The sequence below is a fragment of the Pseudomonas sp. AC247 genome, assembly GCF_979258015.1.
Genome location: NZ_OZ409829.1, coordinates 3171249 through 3189013, shown reverse-complemented (window position 1 = coordinate 3189013; position 17765 = coordinate 3171249). Strand labels below are relative to the sequence as shown.

Genomic DNA, 17765 nt, shown 5'->3' with positions numbered 1-17765 from the left:
GAAAAACCCAGTATGGACGATGATCGCAAGCTAGGGCTTGTAGATCAGCGCATCCACCACAACCCCGAACGCAGACGAATGTTCACGGCGATTCGGGTAATAAAGATGATAGCCGGCAAAGGGCTGGCACCAGTCCTCCAGCACCCGCACCAGACTGCCGTCGGCCAGATTCCCGGCGACCATGTCTTCGGGCAGAAAGCCCAGACCGCATCCCGCCACCGCTGCGCGCAGAATCGGCACACTGCTGTTGAACGTCCATTGCCCTTCAACGCGCGCCTTGAGTTCGTGACCGTCCTTCTCGAAATCCCATTGCATCAGGCTGCCATGCGTCGGCAGACGCAGATTGATGCAGTTGTGCGCGGCCAGATCACCCGGCTCCTTGGGAAATGACCGCCCCCGAAAGTACTCAGGTGATCCCACAACTGCGATGCGCAACGACGGACCGATCGGCACGGCGATCATGTCCTTGGCCACCTGATCGCCCAGCCGCACACCGGCGTCATAGCGCTGCGCGACGATGTCGGCGAGCGCGTAATCGACGGTGATTTCGACCTTGATGTCGGGGTAGTCGGGCAACACCTTCAGCAGCTTCGGCCAGAGAATATTGTTCGCCGCATGCTCGGAGGCCTGGATACGCACATTGCCGGCCGGGGTGTCGCGAAACTCGCTGACCGCTGCCAGTTCCAGTTCGATCTCGTCAAAGCGTGGCGCCATCGATTGATACAAGCGCTGACCCGCTTCGGTCGGCGATACGCTGCGCGTCGTTCGCGTCAGCAGGCGCACACCCAGTCGGCTTTCCAGTGCACGCAGGGTGTGGCTCAACGCCGACTGCGAAACGCCCAGTTGCGCGGCAGCGCGGGTAAAACTGCCTTCGCGAGTGATGACCACGAAGGCTTGCAGGTCGTTGAGGTTGGCGCGGGACATTGATGAGAGCCTCTCATGAGGAGCGCGTGATTATTCCATGTAAGCAGGTCGCACACGGATGCGCGACCCTCAAAGCGCTCATCACAGGGTGCGTGCGTAGAACTCGCTCAGTTTGCCGATCGCCGCATCGACATAGCGCGGCACCCAATAGGTTTCGATGTGCGTGGCGCCGTCGAGTATGAACACTTCCTTGTCGGTCGAGCCGGTGGCTTTGGGGAACGCATCCTGAGTCATGTACAGGCTGTCGGCCTTGCTGCCGGCGATCATCAGCAACGGTTGGTTGATCAACTCGATATGGTCGGTGGCGTCGAAACGCATCAGGTCAATAAGGCTGCTGGTGGTGTATTTGAAGGTCGAGTTCGGGTGCGCATGGGTCTTCCAGTAGTACTCGTAGCCTTGGCGATACAGCTCGAAGGGCAGTTTCGCGATCTGCTCATCGGTGAGGTTGGCATCATCCGAATACAACACCGCGCCGCCGGCCGCTTCTTGCGCGCGGGCTGCTGATGCTTGTTGCAAACGTTGCTGGATGCTGTCGATTTGCGAGTCGTTATAGCCGTTGCGGCGTACCCGACCCGAGTTGAACATGCTCACCGTCGCCAGCGATTTGAAGCGTTTATCGGTTTGCGCCGCCGCCAACGAATAACCACCGCCGCCACAGATGCCGAGCAGGCCCAGACGCTTGTTATCGACGCCGGCAAACTGACTGATGAAGTCGGCCATGCCGTGGATGTCTTCGATGCGATACGCCGGTTTATCGATGCTGCGCGGCTGACCACCGCTGGCGCCCTGATAGGCCGCATCGGCAGTAATGGTGATGTAACCCTGTTCGGCCAGGCGCTGGGCATACAGCCCGGCGACTTGTTCTTTTACGCCGCCATTGGGGTGTGCGATGACCACGGTCGGGTAGGTCTTTTTCGCGTCGTAATTGGCCGGGGTGTAAACGTTGGCCACGATGTCCAGACCGTTGAGCTTGTAGCTGACCGGGCGGATGTTGACCTTGCCCGGTGCGTTCTTGCTGATCGCGCCGTCGTAGGCGAGGGTGAACGGGTTCTTTTTGTAGTCGGCGGCCAAGGCTTCGCCGCCCGAGAGGCCGACCAGTGCCGACATGAGCGTGGCTTTGAGGGTGTTTTTCACGTGAAGCTCCTGAGCAATCAAAAGGGCGGCAGTTGCAAAAGTGTCTGGGTCAGTCCAGCTGTTTTTCTTTGAGGAATTGCGCGACCAGATCAGCGATCTGCACGTTGTTCAGATCCGACATGGGGAAGTGGGTGTTGCCGTGGATGCCGATCTCCGGCAGGTGGATCAGGCGTACATCGCCGCCGTGGCGATTGACCGCATCACGCCACAGTCGGGCCATCTTCAGGCGTGCGCGCCAACTGTCCTGAGCGGGCAGGTCGACCGCCTGTTCCGGGATGTTGTCGCCGTAAAGGATCAGAATCGGAATGCGCGTCAGCGCCATGAACTGAGCCATTGGCACCGCTGCGCCTTGCACCGTGTCGAACGCGCTGGGGATCGGCGCCGGCACTTCACCTTCGGCAAACACGAAACTACTACCCGGCTCGAACGCCACGATAGCCTTGACCTTGTCGTTCTTGATCGCCGTCAACCAACCCGGCCCGCCACCTTGGGAATGGGTGAACAAGATGCCTGGGCCGACTCGGTCAAAAATTGCTGATACGCCGTCGGACATCACGCCCATGTCGAACGGCCCGGTGTTCGGCGTCATCGCCCGGAAAAACTGCTCGCGGGTCTGTGCGTCCTGTGCCACTTGCACGCCGTTGAAATAGTTGGGCCACAGGCCGATGCGAAACTGGTTGAACCACAGCTGTTCGTCCGGCACCGGTTTGATTGTGGTCTCGACCATGCTGCGCCCGGCGTCGCCACGCCGTGGTTGATCGATCAGATAAACGCCGTAGTGGCGACGCAGGAAAATGTTCTGAAAACCTTCGCGGCCATCGGCGGTGGTTTCCCAGGTCTTGGAAAACTGACCCGCGCCGTGCCACATGACGATGGGCAGTTTCCGCGCGTCGGCCGGGATCTGGTAGAACGCGTAGGCGTGATCACCGTGATAGGTCTGACCGTCGGGCATCATCGGTTTGCGTGGATCGAATATGCCCGCCGCGGTGGTCATCGTGCCGCCAGCGGCGAAACTGCCTTGCTTCTGAATCAGCAACGGGCCTTCGGGATGGTTCGCACACGCGGCCAATGCGCCGAACAGGGTGATCCCCAGCAGGTGTTTTGCCGATTTCATGTCATTTTCTCGAGGCCGCGACGGCCTGGGTCAGCGCTGCGTTGGCCCGTTCGGCAGTCTGAGCATCGCCATGTTTTTTCAGCAGTTCGGTGACCTCGCGCAACTGTGCCGCGCTGAGCCCGACGCGCAGGCTCGCCGCCATGTGCGAGCGCAATTGCGATTCCACGCCCGGCGTCGCTGCCAGCGCGCCGACGGTGGCCAGTTCGCGGCTTTGCCAGTCGAGGTTGTCGCGCTCGAAGATATCGCCGAACAGGTGGGTTTGCAGAAACTGGTTGGCCACCGGCGCGAACTCGAACACCGGGCCTTTGACCGGAGCGCCGGAGATCTTCGTTTGATTCGCGGTGCCGGCGGCCAGCAGTTCATCACCGACTGGAATCGCCCGGCTCGGCTCACGCCCCGGCGCATCTTCGATGCCGCGTTGTTTGCGCGCCTGCACCACGGTCATCAGCTCGTTCAAGGCGTTGAGGCTGCGCGGGAAACCGACGTAGGCGTAGAGTTGCACGAGAATTTCCCGGGTTTCGCTGATGCTCAGGCCAGCATCGAGACCTTGATTGAGGGCTGCGTTGAGGTTGGGCATGTCACTGGTCGCCATGAACGCGGCGATCAGTGGAATGGTTTGTTGTTTACTCGACAGTGCTGCTGCGCTGACTGGCGTGCTGGTCATGGTTTGCGATGCCTCGGCTGCTTGAGTGGTAACGCTGAATATCGCCCCGACGCTCAGGCAGAGCGCCATGAGTGCGGGGAGGGCAGTGCGGTTGCGTGCGTCAGTGTTCATCGTGAAAGGCTCCGTCCATTGCAGGTCACTGCGGTGTCGCTGGATCGTACGGAGGATGGTTGTAGCGATTAACCCCGAAATTGCGCATGGACTCCTGAGCAGAACTCATGAGTCGGCTCGGCGCTAAACGCTGAAATCCTGACGCGGCCCCGCTGGTGTGGGGCCTTGATGTCGTTTGCCGATTTGTTGCGAAAGTGCCGGCAGGAAACTTCGACACATTCCGTAACTTCATTGGCCAGCGTATTGCGCCTCTGAAACCTGTTCTGCCCAAGTGACAGTCTTGCCGTCCTCGGCTTCAGCGATGGCGATGTGGGTCATGCCGTTGCTGGCGGAGGCGCCATGCCAATGGCGGGTGTGCGGCGGTATCCAGACAATGTCGCCCGGGCGAATCTCCTGGCGCGGGCCACCTTCTTGCTGCACATAGCCGACACCAGCAGTGACGATCAGCGTTTGGCCCAGTGGATGGGTATGCCACGCCGTGCGTGCGCCGGGGTCGAAGGCCACCGTGCCGCCACCGATACGCGCCGGCGGTTCACCTTTGAACAGACCATCGACGCGTACGGAGCCGGTAAAATTTTCCGCCGCGCCCTTGATCGAGGGCTGAGCGCCGTTCGGGGTAATGCGGATTTCGCTGGCGGCCCCGGCCTCAGCGGTCATGAGCGACAAGGCAACAAATGGCGCAATTAATCGATTCAATGGATGAACTCCGGTCAGACAGTGAAGTGATCCGTGCAGGGAATCGCCGTGGCAGGGCAAGTGATCGCCTAGCCCTTGAGAGGGTTATCCGACAGCCAGCCGTTCACACGTTCCATGGTTCTGCGCTCCTGCTCGCCCTCCATTACAAAACCTTCGATCAGCCTGGCATTGGGCGCGTGCTGTTCGAGGACACTGCGGCTATTGCCCAAACCAAATCCACCGTGGGTGTTGAAGGGGATGAGGGTCTTGCCGGTCAGGTCGTGGGCGCTGAGGAATGCGCGCACGATCGGTGGGGCGGTTTCGCCCCAGATCGGAAAACCCAGATAGATCGTGTCGTAGTCGCTGAGGGCATGAACCCGTTTTTGCAACTCGGGTTCGAAGCCGCTGTCACGTTCCTGACGCGCCTGCTCCACGGTTTGCAGATAGTCCTCGGGGTAGGCGTGGGCCGGGCGAATCTCGAACAGATCGGCACCCAGTCCACGCTGAATCAGCCCAGCGACCACGCGGGTATTACCCGAGCGCGAGAAGTACGCGACCAGAATCCGCGAGCCTGAGCGCGGTGTTTCACTGGCACTCTGCGTGTCGGCGAGCGACAGCAGCGGGGCGCTGGCCAGTGCGGCGATTACCGTGCGCCGCAGCGGATCGTGATCGTGGCTCATCGGCCGACGCGCGCCTTGAGGGCTTCGGGATAACGCTCGCCTTCGATGCGAATCTGCGCCAGCGCCGTATCAATGGCCTTGAGTTCGGCGGCGTCGAGGGTGATGTCCGCGCCGCCGAGGTTTTCTTCCAGGCGATGCAGTTTGGTCGTCCCCGGAATCGGTACGATCCACGGTGCCTGCGCGAGCAGCCAGGCCAGCGCGATCTGCGCCGGTGTGGCTTGTTTCTGCGCGGCGATCTGACGAATCAACACGACGAGGCCCTGATTGGCTTGCAGCGCGGACTGGCTGAAACGCGGGACGATGCTGCGGAAGTCATCGCTGCCGTAAGTGGCCTCGGCCGACACCGTGCCGGTGAGAAAACCTTTGCCCAATGGGCTGAACGGCACGAAGCCGATGCCCAGCTCCCAAAGCGTCGGCAGGATTTCCTGCTCGGGCTCGCGCCACCACAGCGAATATTCGCTTTGCAGCGCCGTGACCGGTTGCACTGCATGGGCACGGCGAATGGTTTGCGCACCCGCTTCCGACAGGCCGAAGTGCTTGACCTTGCCTTCGCCAATCAGATCTTTCACCGCGCCGGCGACGTCCTCGATCGGCACGTCCGGATCGACGCGGTGCTGGTAAAGCAAATCGATGTAGTCGGTTTTCAGTCGGCGCAACGAACCCTCGACGGCCATTCGAATGTGCTCGGGGCGGCTGTTGAGAATCTGCTGCTTATTGTCATCGCCGAAGGTGAAGCCAAACTTGGTGGCGATGACCACTTGATCTCGAACCGGCGCCAGCGCTTCGCCGACCACCTGCTCGTTCAGGTAAGGGCCGTAGACCTCGGCGGTGTCGAAGAACGTCACGCCTCGGTCAACGGCTGAGCGGATCAGTGCGATGGCTTGTTGGGTATCCGTGGCCGGGCCGTAGCCATGGCTCAGGCCCATACAGCCAAAGCCGAGGGCGGATACTTCGAGTGAACTGTTGCCGAGTGTGCGCTTGTGCATGTCGATCTCCCGTTGGGCGTGGGGAGAACAGTAAGCGAGGTGACTGGTGAGGACTAGACGGGTAAAACGGGATGGCTTGATGAGTGTTGTTCATTAATCGACAGAGGGGGCAAACGCGAAAGTGAGGGGGTACTCCCTCACTTATTCCGTGTGTTGGCTACTGCGGGATGCGCAGCTTGTCCAGCAGACGGTTGACCAACAGCTCGTTCAGCATGATCACCTGTTGCAGCGCCAGCAGCGGTTTGCGCTCCGGGCCGCCTATTGAGTTGGCGATGTTACCGGCCATGGAGTGGGCGTAGGAAAGCGACTCACAGGCTTCGACCAACAGGGTTTCTTCATCCAGCGTGGGGTCGACCAGATAGACCGGGCGAAATGGAGGCGAGCTTGGTGGAGCACCCAGTGCTTCGGGTCGCAGGTAGTAGTCGAGGGCGCGGTCGGTTGCCTCTTTGACCTTTTGCGGGTCAAGCGCGGGGTCGTGAGGGATTGGATCGGTGTCTGGCGGATTTGGCGTGATTTTGAACATAGATAAAGCTCCAATTTGAAAAAATGGGAGCCATCACCCTCGCTACCAAACGGCGGGTGGCGGCCATGCGCGGGTTGGTAGACCGGTCAAATTGGGTAACCCGGCGCTCACGGATGAGCCCCACGCATGCCCACCATTCAAAGCCATACCTCAAAAAAAGGAGACAGCATCGACGGTGTCGCAACAACGACAATTTAAAGCGGGCTACCAAACCCGATCACTGTTTTGCAGTGACAGGCAAACGATATAGCCCGGCTCATAGCCGTGTAAGCCGGCGGATTCTGGCGTACGCGTAGGTAACGGCGCAAGGTGTTGTAGGGAGGAGGGCGTAACGGGTTGTGTTATTTAAACGTATCTGCTTAATCGTGTTTATGAACGCCAGACGAAGTGAACTGCCGGGTACTTGGACTGCGACAACGAGGGTCGTGTAGGTTTAGCCATTTTGTATCTATTAGCACCACGTCAAACGTTATGAGCGCCGAGTAACTGTATGATGGCGCAATTTATTCAAGGGTCTTAGCAAGGAGCACCCATGATCACTGAGCTGTCGCTCGAAAATTGGAAGAGCTACGAGAAAGCCACCCTTTATATCGATCCACTGTCAGTGCTTGTGGGCACCAATGCCAGTGGTAAGTCGAACGCCTTGGACGCGCTCCTGCTGCTCAATCGCTCCGCGTCCGGGATTATGCTGACTTCAGCCTTGCAGGGTGATGGCGTCCAGATCCCACTGCGAGGCGGCATCGAATGGGCGGCTAGGCGACCGGGTTCTATTTTCGCTTTGGCGGTCACCTGTCGTGCCGACGACCTGACGGATTACGAATACCGTCTCGAATGCAGCATTCGAGAGAATCGTTGCGAGTTGCAGGCAGAACAGCTCGTTCGAGTGAAGTATCGACTGGGCAAGGACGGTATTCGAAAATCGCCAGCTGGCAACATCAAGTTGTTCCGCACGGATGCTGGTGCGGAGGACTCGCCGACAATCGTCGCGCGTCTTTACAATGAAAAAAAGGGCTCTCCACGCCAGTTGAGTCGGACCAACTCAGTCCTTTTTCAGTTGGTTGGGCAGAAGTTGAGGCAGGAAATCCAGGATGGCGTCAACCTGGTCATTTCTTCGCTCAGAGACATTTTTATTCTCGACCCCATCCCCTCGCACATGCGGGGTTACTCCTCTCTTTCGGAGCGACTGGAGTCAGATGCGCGCAATATCGCTGGTGTGCTGGCGGCATTACCTGAAGAAAAGAAAGAAGAAATTGAAGCAGTACTGACCCGATACGCAAGCAAACTACCCGAGCGAGACATTCGAAGGGTATACGCAGAAACGGTAGGGAAATTTAACTCTGATGCAATGCTTTATTGTGAAGAGTTTTGGCGAGACCAAGGCGAAACCCCGACTGTTGATGCTCGTGGTATGTCAGATGGCACACTGCGGTTTCTTGCGATCCTGACTGCTTTGCTCACTCGCCCACCCTCAAGTTTGCTGGTCATTGAGGAGGTGGATAACGGCCTACATCCATCGAGGGCGCGCTTACTCCTGGACATGCTTAAAAGTGTAGGCACTCAGCGCGGCGTAGATGTTTTGGTGACTACTCACAATCCGGCGCTCCTGGACGCCATGGGCAACGAGATGGTGCCTTTTATTACGGTAGCCAATCGAGATCCGTCTACAGGTCATAGCGTACTCACCTTGTTGGAAAGCCTTGAGCAGTTGCCGAAACTATTAGCTCAGGGGCCTATAGGGCGCCTTTCTAGCCAAGGACTGATTGAGGAGAGTATTTCCAACGCGCAAACCGCATTGGCAGAAGGAGTTGCCGAATGAGTAAGCGCATTTTGATCATGGACACCTCAGTACTGTGTTGCTGGCTACAAGTTCCGGGGAAAGCAGAAGCAGGTCCGGCAGCGGATCGCTGGAACCATGAGCGAATCAGTAAGTTGATCGCTTTGGAACTTGAGTCAAAGAGCACGTTGGTTCTGCCTTTAGCGACTCTGATCGAGACGGGTAACCATATAGCCCAAGCCCCTGCTGAGCGGTTCGAGTGCGCCACAGCCTTGGCGGGTTATCTTCGCGAAGCCGCAAGTGCTACATCGCCTTGGGTGGCATTCACAGAGCAAACAGTCTTGTGGCAATCGGAGAACCTTCACGCCCTCGCTGATGCATGGCCAAAGCTTGCTGCCGAGAAACTGACCATCGGTGACACCACCATCAAGGACGTGGCGGAGTACTATGCCAAGGCCGGGTACTCAGTTGAAATTCTGACAGGGGATGCTGGCTTAAAAGCGCATGAACCAGCACAGCCTGTAAATGTTCCTCGGCGCCGTCGCTGAATGTCAACGCAAGTGGCTGGTCTAGCTGAAAAAACAAGACTGCCTTGATGCTGACGGGATTGAGAAAAGGCCGTTTTTTAAAAGCGGCCTTTTTAGTACTTCAAGGATAGCTGCCGAGGTTTGCACAACTGCTATGTTTCAACGGTGAAACAGGTAAACAGAGGACCGGTACTATGAACCGAGTTACCGGGGGATGCCTATGCGGCGATGTCCGCTTCGAAGTGACAGGTCAGCCCTACCGTGTCGGCATCTGCCACTGCCTCGACTGCCGCAAACGCCACGGCACGCTCTTTCACACTTCGGCAATATTTCCCGAGGATGCGTTGAAGGTCACTGGCAAAACCCGCGACTACAACGGCCGGTTTTTCTGCCCACGCTGCGGTTCACCCGTGTTCACGCGCTCGGCAGACGAAGTGGAAGTCAACGTCGGATCGCTCGATGAGCCGAATCAGTTCAAACCCACCTACGAACTCTGGACCATTCGCCGCGAGGCTTGGCTGCCGGCGCTTCCGCTGGCTCACCACTATGACCGTGATCGCGAAAACACTGGCCGAACCGAAGATTAATGGCAGCCCACAATCTGCCTGTGTAGGAGCTGCGGAACGCTGCGATCTTTTGACGTTGATTTTCAAGGCGCAAAATCAAAAGATCGCAGCGTTCTGCAGCTCCTACATTGTTCAGCCTCGAATAAAGGCTAAAAGATCCGCGTTGATTGTTTCGGCCTCCGTCGTCGGCATCCCGTGCGGAAACCCCGGATACGACTTCAACGTGCCATTGGGCAGCAACTTCGCCGACAACGGCCCCGAGTTCGCATACGGCACAATCTGATCATCCTCGCCATGCATCACCAGCACCGGCACCGTGACCTTCTTCAAGTCCTCGGTGAAATCCGTCTGCGAAAACGCCACGATCCCGTCGTAATGGGCTTTTGCGCCGCCGATCATGCCCTGACGCCACCAGTTGGCAATGATCCCCTCCGAAGGCGTGGCGCCCGGCCGGTTGTAGCCATAGAAAGGCCCCGTCGGAATATCCCGATAAAACTGCGCACGATTCGCCGCCAACTGCGCCTGAAAATCATCGAACACCGATTTCGGCAGCCCACCCGGATTGCTCTCGGTCTGCACCATCAGCGGCGGCACCGCGCTGATCAGCACACCTTTGGCGACGTTGTCCTGGCCATGCCGGGCGATGTAATGAATCACCTCACCACCACCGGTCGAATGACCGACATGCACGACATTCTTGAGGCCCAGATGATTGACCACCGCCAGCGTATCGTCGGCGTAATGATCCATATCGTGGCCATCCCAGACCTGGCTCGAACGGCCATGCCCACGCCGATCATGCGCAACCACCCGAAAGCCTTTGCCGAGAAAAAACAGCATCTGCGCATCCCAATCGTCTGAGCTGAGCGGCCAGCCGTGGTGGAAGTGGATCACCGGCGCGTCTTTCGGGCCCCAATCCTTGTAGAAGATTTCGACGCCGTCTTTGGTGGTGACAAATCCCATGTTCGCTACTCCAGACCAATGTGATGGATAACCCGCGCGGTGGGCGCGGACCGGTTTCGCTGATGACGTGCCTTCTGATGGCTCAGGTGCGAGCCGTTATCAACTGTAGGATTAAAGTCGACATCTGCATGACCGGTGGTCGCAACGTCTGGCTTCAAGCGCAAATTAGGCTTTGCTGAAAGGGATAAGCCGAGGCGCGCGTAGGCATTGCTGGCCACAGCGGCGCCCCTTCAGAACACCGTGAGTCTGAGGAAATTCCCCGATGCTGACCTTGAATATCAATGGCAAGGATCAGGAGCTCGATGTCCCCGCGGACATGCCGTTGCTCTGGGTCCTGCGCGATGTCGCGCACCTGACCGGCACCAAATTCGGCTGTGGCATGGCCCAGTGCGGGGCCTGCACCGTGCATGTTGACGGGGCGCCGCTGCGCGCCTGCATCACGCCCGCGACCGCCGTGGCTCACGGGCAGAAAATCCTCACCATCGAAGGCCTGTCCACCGACGGTTCGCACCCGGTGCAGCAAGCCTGGGCCGAACTCGACGTGGTGCAGTGCGGTTACTGCCAGTCGGGGCAGATCATGTCTGCTGCCGCATTGTTGGCGAAAATCCCCAAACCCACCGACAGCGATATCGATCAAGCGCTGTCCGGCAACATCTGCCGCTGCGGCACCTATCCCCGAATCCGCGCGGCAGTAAAGCGTGCTTCGGAAATCGGCTGATTTGGTGGGGAGATAGACGATGAACACTCCTGTATCGCGTCGGGGTTTTCTTAAAGGCAGTGCCGTGTTGGGCGGTGGGTTGGTGGTGGCGTTTGTCGTCCCTGGCGGGCACAAGTTTGCCTATGCCGCCGAGAACGAAGGCAAGGTCTTTGCGCCGAATGCGTTCTTGCGCATCGCGGCGGACAACAGCGTCACCGTGCTGCTCGGGCATTCGGAGATGGGCCAGGGCATCTGGACCGGCCTGACCATGTTGATTGCCGAGGAGCTGGACGCTGACTGGTCGAAAATCCACGTCGAGCATTCCCCCGCATCGGCGGCGGATTACGGCATGCCGGGGTTTGGCGGCATGCAGATTACCGGCGGGTCGACGTCGACCTGGATGGAGTTTGATCGCTATCGACTGGCGGGCGCGACCGCTCGGCAAATGTTGGTTGAAGCAGCGGCGAAGCGTTTTGAAGTGGCGCCCTCGACGATTCGCACTGAATCCGGTGTGGTGATTGCTGGCGACAAACGCGCCACTTACGGCGAATTGGCGGATGCCGCCGGGCAACTGCCGGTGCCGGATCCGAAGTCGATCACGTTCAAGGAAGCCAAAGACTGGAAAGTCATCGGCAAACCGACCAAGCGCCTCGACACCCCGGAGAAAATCACCGGCCGCGCCAAGTTCGGCATGGATGTGCAGTTCGAAGGACTGATGACGGCGATGGTCGCGCGTGCCCCGGTGTTTGGCGCCAGTGTCAAATCGTTCGAAGGCGCCGAGGCGTTGGCGATACCCGGCGTACAAAAAGTGCTGCAGGTGCCGACCGGTGTCGCGGTGATTGCCGATCATTATTGGGCGGCGAAATTGGGCCGGGATGCGCTGAAAGTTGATTGGGACTTGGGCCCGCATGCCGATCTGAGCAGTGAAAAACTGCTGGAAAGTTTCCGCAAACTGGCCACGACACAAGGCACTTCTGCCAGTCAGGCCGGCGATGCCAAGGGCAGTTTTGGCAAAGCGGCGAAGAAGATTGATGTCGAATACAGCGTGCCGTATCTGGCTCACGCGCCGATGGAGCCGCTCAACTGCACAGTGAAGATCAGCGCTGAAAAATGCGAAATCTGGACCGGCACGCAGTTTCAGACCCTCGATCAAATGGTCGCCGGCAAGATCACCGGGCTGAAGCCGGAGCAGGTGGAAATCCACACTGAATTCCTCGGCGGTGGTTTTGGACGCCGGGCCAACCCCACCTCGGATTTCGTCGCTGAAGCGGTGCAAGTGGCGAAAGCCGCGGCGATGCCGGTGAAAACCGTGTGGTCGCGCGAAGACGATATTCGTGGCGGTTATTACCGTTCGATGTTCTTGCATCAGGCGAAAATCGGTTTGGGCGCTGATGGTTTGCCCTCGAGCTGGCAACACGTGCTGGTCGGGCAGTCGATCATGACCGGTACGCTGATGGAGGCGACGATGGTCAAGAACGGCATCGACCCGACTTCGGTCGAGGGCGTATCAGACAGTCCTTACGTCAAAGGCCTGGCCAATCATCAGGTCGATCTGCATTCGCCGCAGACCGGCATCAATGTGTTGTGGCTGCGCTCGGTGGGCCATAGCCACACCGGTTTCGTCATGGAGTCGCTGATCGATGAAATGGCCACGGCGGCCGGTAAGGATCCGGTCGAGTACCGACGCACCTTGCTCAAGGATCATCCACGGCATTTAAGCGTTCTGAATCTAGCGGTGGAGAAAGCCAACTGGAAAGCACCGTTGCCGGACGGTCATGCCCTCGGCGTCGCCGTACACGAATCATTCGGCAGCTACGTCGCGCAGGTCGCCGAGGTGTCGCAGGACAATCTGGCGATCCGTGTGCACCGCGTGGTTTGCGCGGTGGACTGCGGGATTGCGGTGAACCCGCAGAGCATCGCTGCGCAGATGGAGTCGTGCATCACCTTCGGCCTGGGCATGGCGCTGCACAGCAAACTGACGCTCAAGGACGGCGCGGTGTTGCAGTCCAACTATCACGATTATCAGGTGCTGCGGCTCAACGAGATGCCGGTGGTCGAAGTGCACATCGTGCCCAGCAGCGACAAACCCGGCGGCATCGGCGAGGCCGGTGTGCCGCCGACCGCACCGGCGGTGGCCAACGCGGTGTTCGCCCTGACCGGGCAACGCTTGCGTGAACTGCCACTGCAACTGTCGGGGGTGTGAGATGAAACGACATCTGTTGTTGGGGACGGTGATTCTGCTGGGGCTCGGCGGTTATGCGTCAGACTTGTTCGCGGAGGATCAGGAGGCCTTGAAAGCCTTCGGCACGGTGCAGAAAGTCTTCCAGAGTCCGCGTTGCCAGAATTGCCACATTCCTGGTGATTCGCCATTGCAGTTCGACGCTGGCATCCCCCACGCCATGAACGTGGTGCGCGGCATGGACGGCAAGGGGGCGGCCGGTTTGCCCTGTGCAACCTGTCACGCAGAAAACAATCCGCCGGCCAGTTACGGCCCGCACGCACCGCCGGGTGCGCCGCATTGGAGCCTGCCGCCGGCGTCGCACAAAATGGCCTGGATTGGCCTGCCGCCAGACAAGCTTTGCGCGATGATCAAGGACCGTTCGAGCAATGGCGATCGCGACTTCGCCGCGCTGATCAAACACGTCAGTGAGGATAAATTGGTGCTCTGGGGCTGGAATCCCGGGGCAGGGCGCGCGCCGGTGCCGGTGCCGCACGATATTTTCGTCGCGCAATTCAAGCTCTGGGCCGATGCCGGCGGGCCGTGTCCGGTGGCGGGGATCTGACGGGGTGAAGCCTCGCTGATTTGCGCTACGCTCAAGTGCATTGATGACAATGGAGTGTACGAATGCTGGTTCCAGGAAAACCTGCCAATGAAGCTGCGCGGATTCAGGTGTTGCACGGGCTCGATCTGCTTGATTCGGCGCCGGAGGAGCGTTTTGATCGGCTGACGCGCTTGGCCAAACGCCTGTTCAATGTGCCGATCGCGCTGGTGACGCTGGTCGACAAGGATCGGCAATGGTTCAAGTCCTGCGTGGGCCTGGACGCCACCGAAACGTCGAGGGATGTGTCGTTCTGCGGCCACGCGATTCTGCAAAACGATTTGTTGCTGGTGCCCGATGCGCGCGAGGACGTGCGTTTCCACGACAATCCGCTGGTCACGGGCGAACCGAATATTCGCTTTTACGCCGGCTATCCGCTGACCGTGCCCAATGGCAATAAAATGGGCACCTTGTGCCTGATCGACACCAAGCCCCGTGAACTCGACGATGAGGAACGCGCGCTGTTGCGTGATCTCGCGGAAATGGCCGAGCAAGAGCTGACCGCCGTGCAGATGGCGAGCATGGACGAGTTGACGTTGCTGTCCAATCGTCGCGGCTTCAAGCAACTGGCGCAGCATGCGCTGGACGCGTGCGCCCGGCTGGAGCGGCCGGCGACGTTGCTGTTTTTTGACCTGAATGATTTCAAGCAGATCAATGATCTGTATGGGCATGCCGAGGGCGACAGTGCGCTGAAGACCTTTGCTGATGTGTTGCGTATAGCCTTTCGCGAGAGTGATGTGGTCGGGCGCTTGGGCGGCGATGAATTTGTCGCGCTGCTGACGGGGTCGAGCCATATCGAAACCAACGCGATCATGGCGCGGCTCAAGGAGATCCTTGAAGAGCGTAATGCCACGCTGCACCGGGGTTATGCGATTCGCTTCAGTGTTGGGCAGATCGAGTACGACGGCAAACGCCACGAAACCGTGGATCGCCTGCTCGCCGACGCCGATGGGGCGATGTATGCGCACAAGCAGGCCCTGAAGCGTTGTTAGTGAATGCACCGCAGATCCCCTGTAGGAGTGAGCCTGCTCGCGATTGCGTCCGCACATTCAACCTCTTCATTGGCTGACCCACCGCTATCGCGAGCAGGCTCACTCCTACAAGGGATTTGGGTTGTTCAAGAAATAGCAGGCATAAAAAACCCGCCTGAAGAGGCGGGTTTTTTTATCGGCTAAGCGAAGATCACTCTTCGATGTTGCCCATGGCGGTGGTGTTGAAACCGCCGTCGACGTACATGATTTCGCCGCTGATGCCCGACGCCAGGTCGGAGCACAGGAAGGCGCCGGCGTTGCCGACTTCGTCGATGGTGACGTTGCGACGCAGCGGAGTTTGCGCTTCGTTGGCGGCCAGCATCTTGCGGAAGTTCTTGATGCCCGAGGCTGCCAGGGTACGGATCGGGCCAGCCGATACGCAGTTGACGCGGGTGCCGTCCGGGCCCAGGGAGCCGGCCAGGTAACGTACGCCAGCTTCCAGCGAAGCCTTGGCCATGCCCATTACGTTGTAGTTAGGCATGGTGCGCTCGGCGCCCAGGTACGACAGGGTCAGCAGGCTGCCATTGCGGCCTTTCATCATTTCGCGGCCGGCTTTGGCCAGGGCCACGAAGCTGTAGGCGCTGATGTCGTGCGCGATGCGGAAACCGTCACGGGTGGTGGCTTCGGTGAAGTCGCCGTCCAGTTGGTCGCCCGGGGCGAAACCAACGGAGTGGACGATGCAGTCCAGACCGTCCCACTTCTTGCTCAGTGCTTCGAAGACCTTGGCGATTTCTTCATCGCTGGCCACGTCGCACGGGAAGCACAGCTCAGGGCTCGAACCCCAGCCTTGGGCGAATTCTTCAACACGACCTTTCAGTTTGTCGTTCTGATAAGTGAAGGCAAGCTCAGCGCCCTCGCGATGCATGGCGGCAGCGATGCCGGATGCGATGGACAGCTTGCTGGCGACACCGACGATCAGTACGCGCTTACCGGCGAGAAAACCCATGTGTTGCTCCTCTTTCAGGTTATTGCGCAGTGGCTGGTGCCAAAAAAGCGGCTTCCAGCAACTGCTGTGTATACGGATGTTGGGGGGCGGCAAAAATACTTTGCGCGTCTCCCTGTTCGACCACTTGGCCATGCTTGACCACCATCAACTGGTGGCTCAGCGCTTTGACGACAGCCAGGTCATGGCTGATAAACAAATACGTCAGGTTGTACTTGGCTTGCAGTGAACGCAACAGCTCCACCACTTGCCGCTGCACCGTCCGGTCGAGCGCGGAGGTCGGCTCGTCCAGCAGGATCAGCGCCGGTTTCAGCACCAAGGCCCGGGCAATGGCGATTCGCTGCCGTTGCCCACCGGAAAATTCGTGGGGGTAGCGGTGCCGGGTTTCCGGATCCAGACCTACCTCCTTCAATGCCGCAATAATCGCCGCCTGTTGCTCCTCGGCGGTGCCCATCTTGTGAATCCGCAGGCCTTCGCCAACGATGTCACTGACACACATGCGCGGGCTCAGGCTACCAAACGGGTCCTGAAACACCACCTGCATCTCCCGACGCAACGGGCGAACCTCGTTCTGCGTCAGGCAGTCTAGCTGCTTGCCTTCAAAACGGATCGCGCCTTTGCTGCCGATCAGCCGCAAAATCGCCAGACCCAGCGTGGATTTGCCGGAACCGCTTTCGCCGACAATCCCCAGAGTCTGACCCTGAGGCAGGCTGAAATTGATGCCGTCCACTGCCTTGACGTGATCCACCGTGCGTTTGAGCAGGCCTTTCTTGATCGGGAACCAGACTTTCAGGTCCTCGACCTCTAGCAGCGGCGCGCCGATTTTATTGCTCGCCGGGCCTCCGCTGGGCTCCGCGCCGAGCAATTCCCGAGTGTACGGATGCTGCGGCGAACGGAACAGCTCTGCGCACGATGCCTGTTCGACGATGCAACCGCGCTGCATGACACATACGCGATGCGCAATTCTTCGCACGAGGTTCAAATCGTGACTGATCAGTAACAGCGACATGCCCAATCGGGCCTGCAATTGCTTGAGCAAATCGAGAATTTTCAGCTGAACGGTCACGTCCAGCGCCGTGGTCGGCTCGTCGGCAATCAGCAGTTCCGGCTCGTTGGCCAGGGCCATGGCGATCATCACCCGTTGGCGCTGGCCACCAGACAATTCGTGGGGCAGGGCCTTGAGGCGCTTGTGCGGCTCAGGGATGCCGACCATCTCCAGCAGCTCCAAAGTGCGTTTGGTCGCGACTTTACCGGTCAGGCCCTTGTGGATGCCGAGCACTTCGTTGATCTGCTTCTCGATCGAATGCAGCGGGTTCAGCGAGGTCATCGGCTCCTGAAAAATCATTGCGATGCGATTGCCGCGAATATGCCGGATGGTCTTTTCGCTCATCCCCAGCAGATTTTGCCCGGCGTAATTGATGCTGCCGGCCGGATGACGGGCCATCGGGTAGGGCAGCAGGCGCAGGATCGAGTGCGCCGTAACCGATTTGCCCGAGCCGGATTCGCCAACCAACGCCAGGGTTTCGCCACGCTTGATGTCGAAACTCACGCCTTCAACGACCCGGTGTACGCGCTCGCCGAAACCGAATTCGACGGCGAGGTCGCGCACTTCGATCAGATTGTCCTGATTCATT

18 protein-coding genes are annotated in these 17765 nt (G+C 59.2%); 7 read left to right on the top strand and 11 right to left on the bottom strand.

The window, feature by feature from the left end; translation table 11 throughout:
* Nucleotides 1–30: 30 nt before the first annotated feature.
* From ACZZ0B_RS14405 to ACZZ0B_RS14370, 8 genes are all read right to left on the bottom strand, one after another.
* Nucleotides 31–924 carry a LysR family transcriptional regulator gene (locus ACZZ0B_RS14405; protein WP_463545556.1) on the bottom strand — a complete coding sequence of 298 codons (894 nt, stop codon included), beginning with the start codon at nucleotides 922–924 and terminating at the stop codon, nucleotides 31–33.
* Nucleotides 925–1005: 81 nt separating this feature from the next.
* Complete coding sequence (locus ACZZ0B_RS14400; RefSeq protein ID WP_463545555.1) at nucleotides 1006–2058, bottom strand: alpha/beta hydrolase; 1053 nt, start codon at nucleotides 2056–2058, stop codon at nucleotides 1006–1008.
* A 49-nt stretch (nucleotides 2059–2107) separates the two neighbouring features.
* Nucleotides 2108–3052 carry an alpha/beta hydrolase gene (locus tag ACZZ0B_RS14395; RefSeq protein ID WP_463546940.1) on the bottom strand — a complete coding sequence of 315 codons (945 nt, stop codon included), beginning with the start codon at nucleotides 3050–3052 and terminating at the stop codon, nucleotides 2108–2110.
* A gap of 121 nt (nucleotides 3053–3173) precedes the next feature.
* Entirely contained in the window at nucleotides 3174–3947 is a 774-nt protein-coding gene (locus tag ACZZ0B_RS14390; protein WP_463545554.1) for a carboxymuconolactone decarboxylase family protein, read from the bottom strand.
* Nucleotides 3948–4175: 228 nt separating this feature from the next.
* Entirely contained in the window at nucleotides 4176–4643 is a 468-nt protein-coding gene (locus tag ACZZ0B_RS14385; RefSeq protein ID WP_463545553.1) for a (R)-mandelonitrile lyase, read from the bottom strand.
* A gap of 68 nt (nucleotides 4644–4711) precedes the next feature.
* Nucleotides 4712–5302: a flavodoxin gene (locus ACZZ0B_RS14380; protein ID WP_463545552.1), complete on the bottom strand. Its 591-nt coding sequence runs from the start codon at nucleotides 5300–5302 to the stop codon at nucleotides 4712–4714.
* The gene (locus tag ACZZ0B_RS14375; RefSeq protein ID WP_064390495.1) at nucleotides 5299–6288 is read right to left on the bottom strand and encodes an aldo/keto reductase; all 990 of its coding nucleotides are present in this window, start codon (nucleotides 6286–6288) and stop codon (nucleotides 5299–5301) included. Before ACZZ0B_RS14375 ends, ACZZ0B_RS14380 begins: the two co-directional genes overlap by 4 nt.
* 157 nt (nucleotides 6289–6445) lie before the next feature.
* A complete protein-coding gene (locus ACZZ0B_RS14370; protein WP_150750890.1) occupies nucleotides 6446–6811 on the bottom strand; it encodes a DUF6124 family protein in 366 nt (121 codons plus the stop codon).
* 532 nt (nucleotides 6812–7343) lie between these two features.
* Between ACZZ0B_RS14370 and ACZZ0B_RS14365 the strand changes: the two genes are divergently transcribed.
* The 3 genes from ACZZ0B_RS14365 to ACZZ0B_RS14355 all read left to right on the top strand — a co-directional run bounded on the left by ACZZ0B_RS14365 (nucleotide 7344) and on the right by ACZZ0B_RS14355 (nucleotide 9699).
* Nucleotides 7344–8627 (top strand): AAA family ATPase, encoded by a 1284-nt coding sequence (locus ACZZ0B_RS14365; protein ID WP_463545551.1) that lies wholly within the window; start codon nucleotides 7344–7346, stop codon nucleotides 8625–8627.
* Nucleotides 8624–9133, top strand: coding sequence for a hypothetical protein (locus ACZZ0B_RS14360; protein ID WP_463545550.1), 510 nt, complete (start codon nucleotides 8624–8626; stop codon nucleotides 9131–9133). The genes ACZZ0B_RS14365 and ACZZ0B_RS14360 overlap by 4 nt, the downstream gene beginning before the upstream one ends.
* 173 nt (nucleotides 9134–9306) lie before the next feature.
* Complete coding sequence (locus tag ACZZ0B_RS14355) at nucleotides 9307–9699, top strand: GFA family protein (protein ID WP_463545549.1); 393 nt, start codon at nucleotides 9307–9309, stop codon at nucleotides 9697–9699.
* Between the two features lie 111 nt (nucleotides 9700–9810).
* Here the strand turns inward: ACZZ0B_RS14355 and ACZZ0B_RS14350 are convergent, their stop codons facing one another.
* Nucleotides 9811–10641: an alpha/beta fold hydrolase gene (locus ACZZ0B_RS14350; protein WP_463545548.1), complete on the bottom strand. Its 831-nt coding sequence runs from the start codon at nucleotides 10639–10641 to the stop codon at nucleotides 9811–9813.
* Nucleotides 10642–10903: 262 nt separating this feature from the next.
* Here ACZZ0B_RS14350 and ACZZ0B_RS14345 point away from each other — a divergent pair, with 262 nt between their 5' ends.
* From ACZZ0B_RS14345 to ACZZ0B_RS14330, 4 genes are all read left to right on the top strand, one after another.
* On the top strand, nucleotides 10904–11359 hold the full coding sequence (locus ACZZ0B_RS14345) for a (2Fe-2S)-binding protein (RefSeq protein ID WP_003224136.1): 456 nt from the start codon (nucleotides 10904–10906) through the stop codon (nucleotides 11357–11359).
* 19 nt (nucleotides 11360–11378) lie between these two features.
* Nucleotides 11379–13541: a xanthine dehydrogenase family protein molybdopterin-binding subunit gene (locus ACZZ0B_RS14340; protein WP_463545547.1), complete on the top strand. Its 2163-nt coding sequence runs from the start codon at nucleotides 11379–11381 to the stop codon at nucleotides 13539–13541.
* 1 nt (nucleotide 13542) lies between these two features.
* On the top strand, nucleotides 13543–14121 hold the full coding sequence (locus tag ACZZ0B_RS14335; RefSeq protein ID WP_008088506.1) for a hypothetical protein: 579 nt from the start codon (nucleotides 13543–13545) through the stop codon (nucleotides 14119–14121).
* Nucleotides 14122–14183: 62 nt separating this feature from the next.
* Entirely contained in the window at nucleotides 14184–15149 is a 966-nt protein-coding gene (locus ACZZ0B_RS14330; RefSeq protein ID WP_038366049.1) for a GGDEF domain-containing protein, read from the top strand.
* A gap of 190 nt (nucleotides 15150–15339) precedes the next feature.
* On the opposite strand, the gene fabI is transcribed toward ACZZ0B_RS14330, so the two are convergent.
* Both fabI and ACZZ0B_RS14320 read right to left on the bottom strand, forming a co-directional pair.
* The gene (gene fabI / locus ACZZ0B_RS14325; RefSeq protein WP_007910591.1) at nucleotides 15340–16134 is read right to left on the bottom strand and encodes an enoyl-ACP reductase FabI; all 795 of its coding nucleotides are present in this window, start codon (nucleotides 16132–16134) and stop codon (nucleotides 15340–15342) included.
* Nucleotides 16135–16153: 19 nt separating this feature from the next.
* Nucleotides 16154–17764 (bottom strand): ABC transporter ATP-binding protein, encoded by a 1611-nt coding sequence (locus tag ACZZ0B_RS14320; protein WP_440096169.1) that lies wholly within the window; start codon nucleotides 17762–17764, stop codon nucleotides 16154–16156.
* Nucleotide 17765: the final 1 nt, after the last annotated feature.

Bases quoted from the DNA above. Each gene is read 5' to 3' on its own strand.
- fabI (WP_007910591.1), bottom strand. From the start codon at position 16,134: ATGGGTTTTCTCGCCGGTAAGCGCGTACTGATCGTCGGTGTCGCCAGC.
- ACZZ0B_RS14355 (WP_463545549.1), top strand. From the start codon at position 9,307: ATGAACCGAGTTACCGGGGGATGCCTATGCGGCGATGTCCGCTTCGAA.
- ACZZ0B_RS14395 (WP_463546940.1), bottom strand. From the start codon at position 3,052: ATGACCACCGCGGCGGGCATATTCGATCCACGCAAACCGATGATGCCC.
- ACZZ0B_RS14370 (WP_150750890.1), bottom strand. From the start codon at position 6,811: ATGTTCAAAATCACGCCAAATCCGCCAGACACCGATCCAATCCCTCAC.
- ACZZ0B_RS14330 (WP_038366049.1), top strand. From the start codon at position 14,184: ATGCTGGTTCCAGGAAAACCTGCCAATGAAGCTGCGCGGATTCAGGTG.
- ACZZ0B_RS14375 (WP_064390495.1), bottom strand. From the start codon at position 6,288: ATGCACAAGCGCACACTCGGCAACAGTTCACTCGAAGTATCCGCCCTC.
- ACZZ0B_RS14320 (WP_440096169.1), bottom strand. From the start codon at position 17,764: ATGAATCAGGACAATCTGATCGAAGTGCGCGACCTCGCCGTCGAATTC.
- ACZZ0B_RS14380 (WP_463545552.1), bottom strand. From the start codon at position 5,302: ATGAGCCACGATCACGATCCGCTGCGGCGCACGGTAATCGCCGCACTG.
- ACZZ0B_RS14365 (WP_463545551.1), top strand. From the start codon at position 7,344: ATGATCACTGAGCTGTCGCTCGAAAATTGGAAGAGCTACGAGAAAGCC.
- ACZZ0B_RS14350 (WP_463545548.1), bottom strand. From the start codon at position 10,641: ATGGGATTTGTCACCACCAAAGACGGCGTCGAAATCTTCTACAAGGAT.
- ACZZ0B_RS14345 (WP_003224136.1), top strand. From the start codon at position 10,904: ATGCTGACCTTGAATATCAATGGCAAGGATCAGGAGCTCGATGTCCCC.
- ACZZ0B_RS14335 (WP_008088506.1), top strand. From the start codon at position 13,543: ATGAAACGACATCTGTTGTTGGGGACGGTGATTCTGCTGGGGCTCGGC.
- ACZZ0B_RS14340 (WP_463545547.1), top strand. From the start codon at position 11,379: ATGAACACTCCTGTATCGCGTCGGGGTTTTCTTAAAGGCAGTGCCGTG.
- ACZZ0B_RS14405 (WP_463545556.1), bottom strand. From the start codon at position 924: ATGTCCCGCGCCAACCTCAACGACCTGCAAGCCTTCGTGGTCATCACT.
- ACZZ0B_RS14390 (WP_463545554.1), bottom strand. From the start codon at position 3,947: ATGAACACTGACGCACGCAACCGCACTGCCCTCCCCGCACTCATGGCG.
- ACZZ0B_RS14360 (WP_463545550.1), top strand. From the start codon at position 8,624: ATGAGTAAGCGCATTTTGATCATGGACACCTCAGTACTGTGTTGCTGG.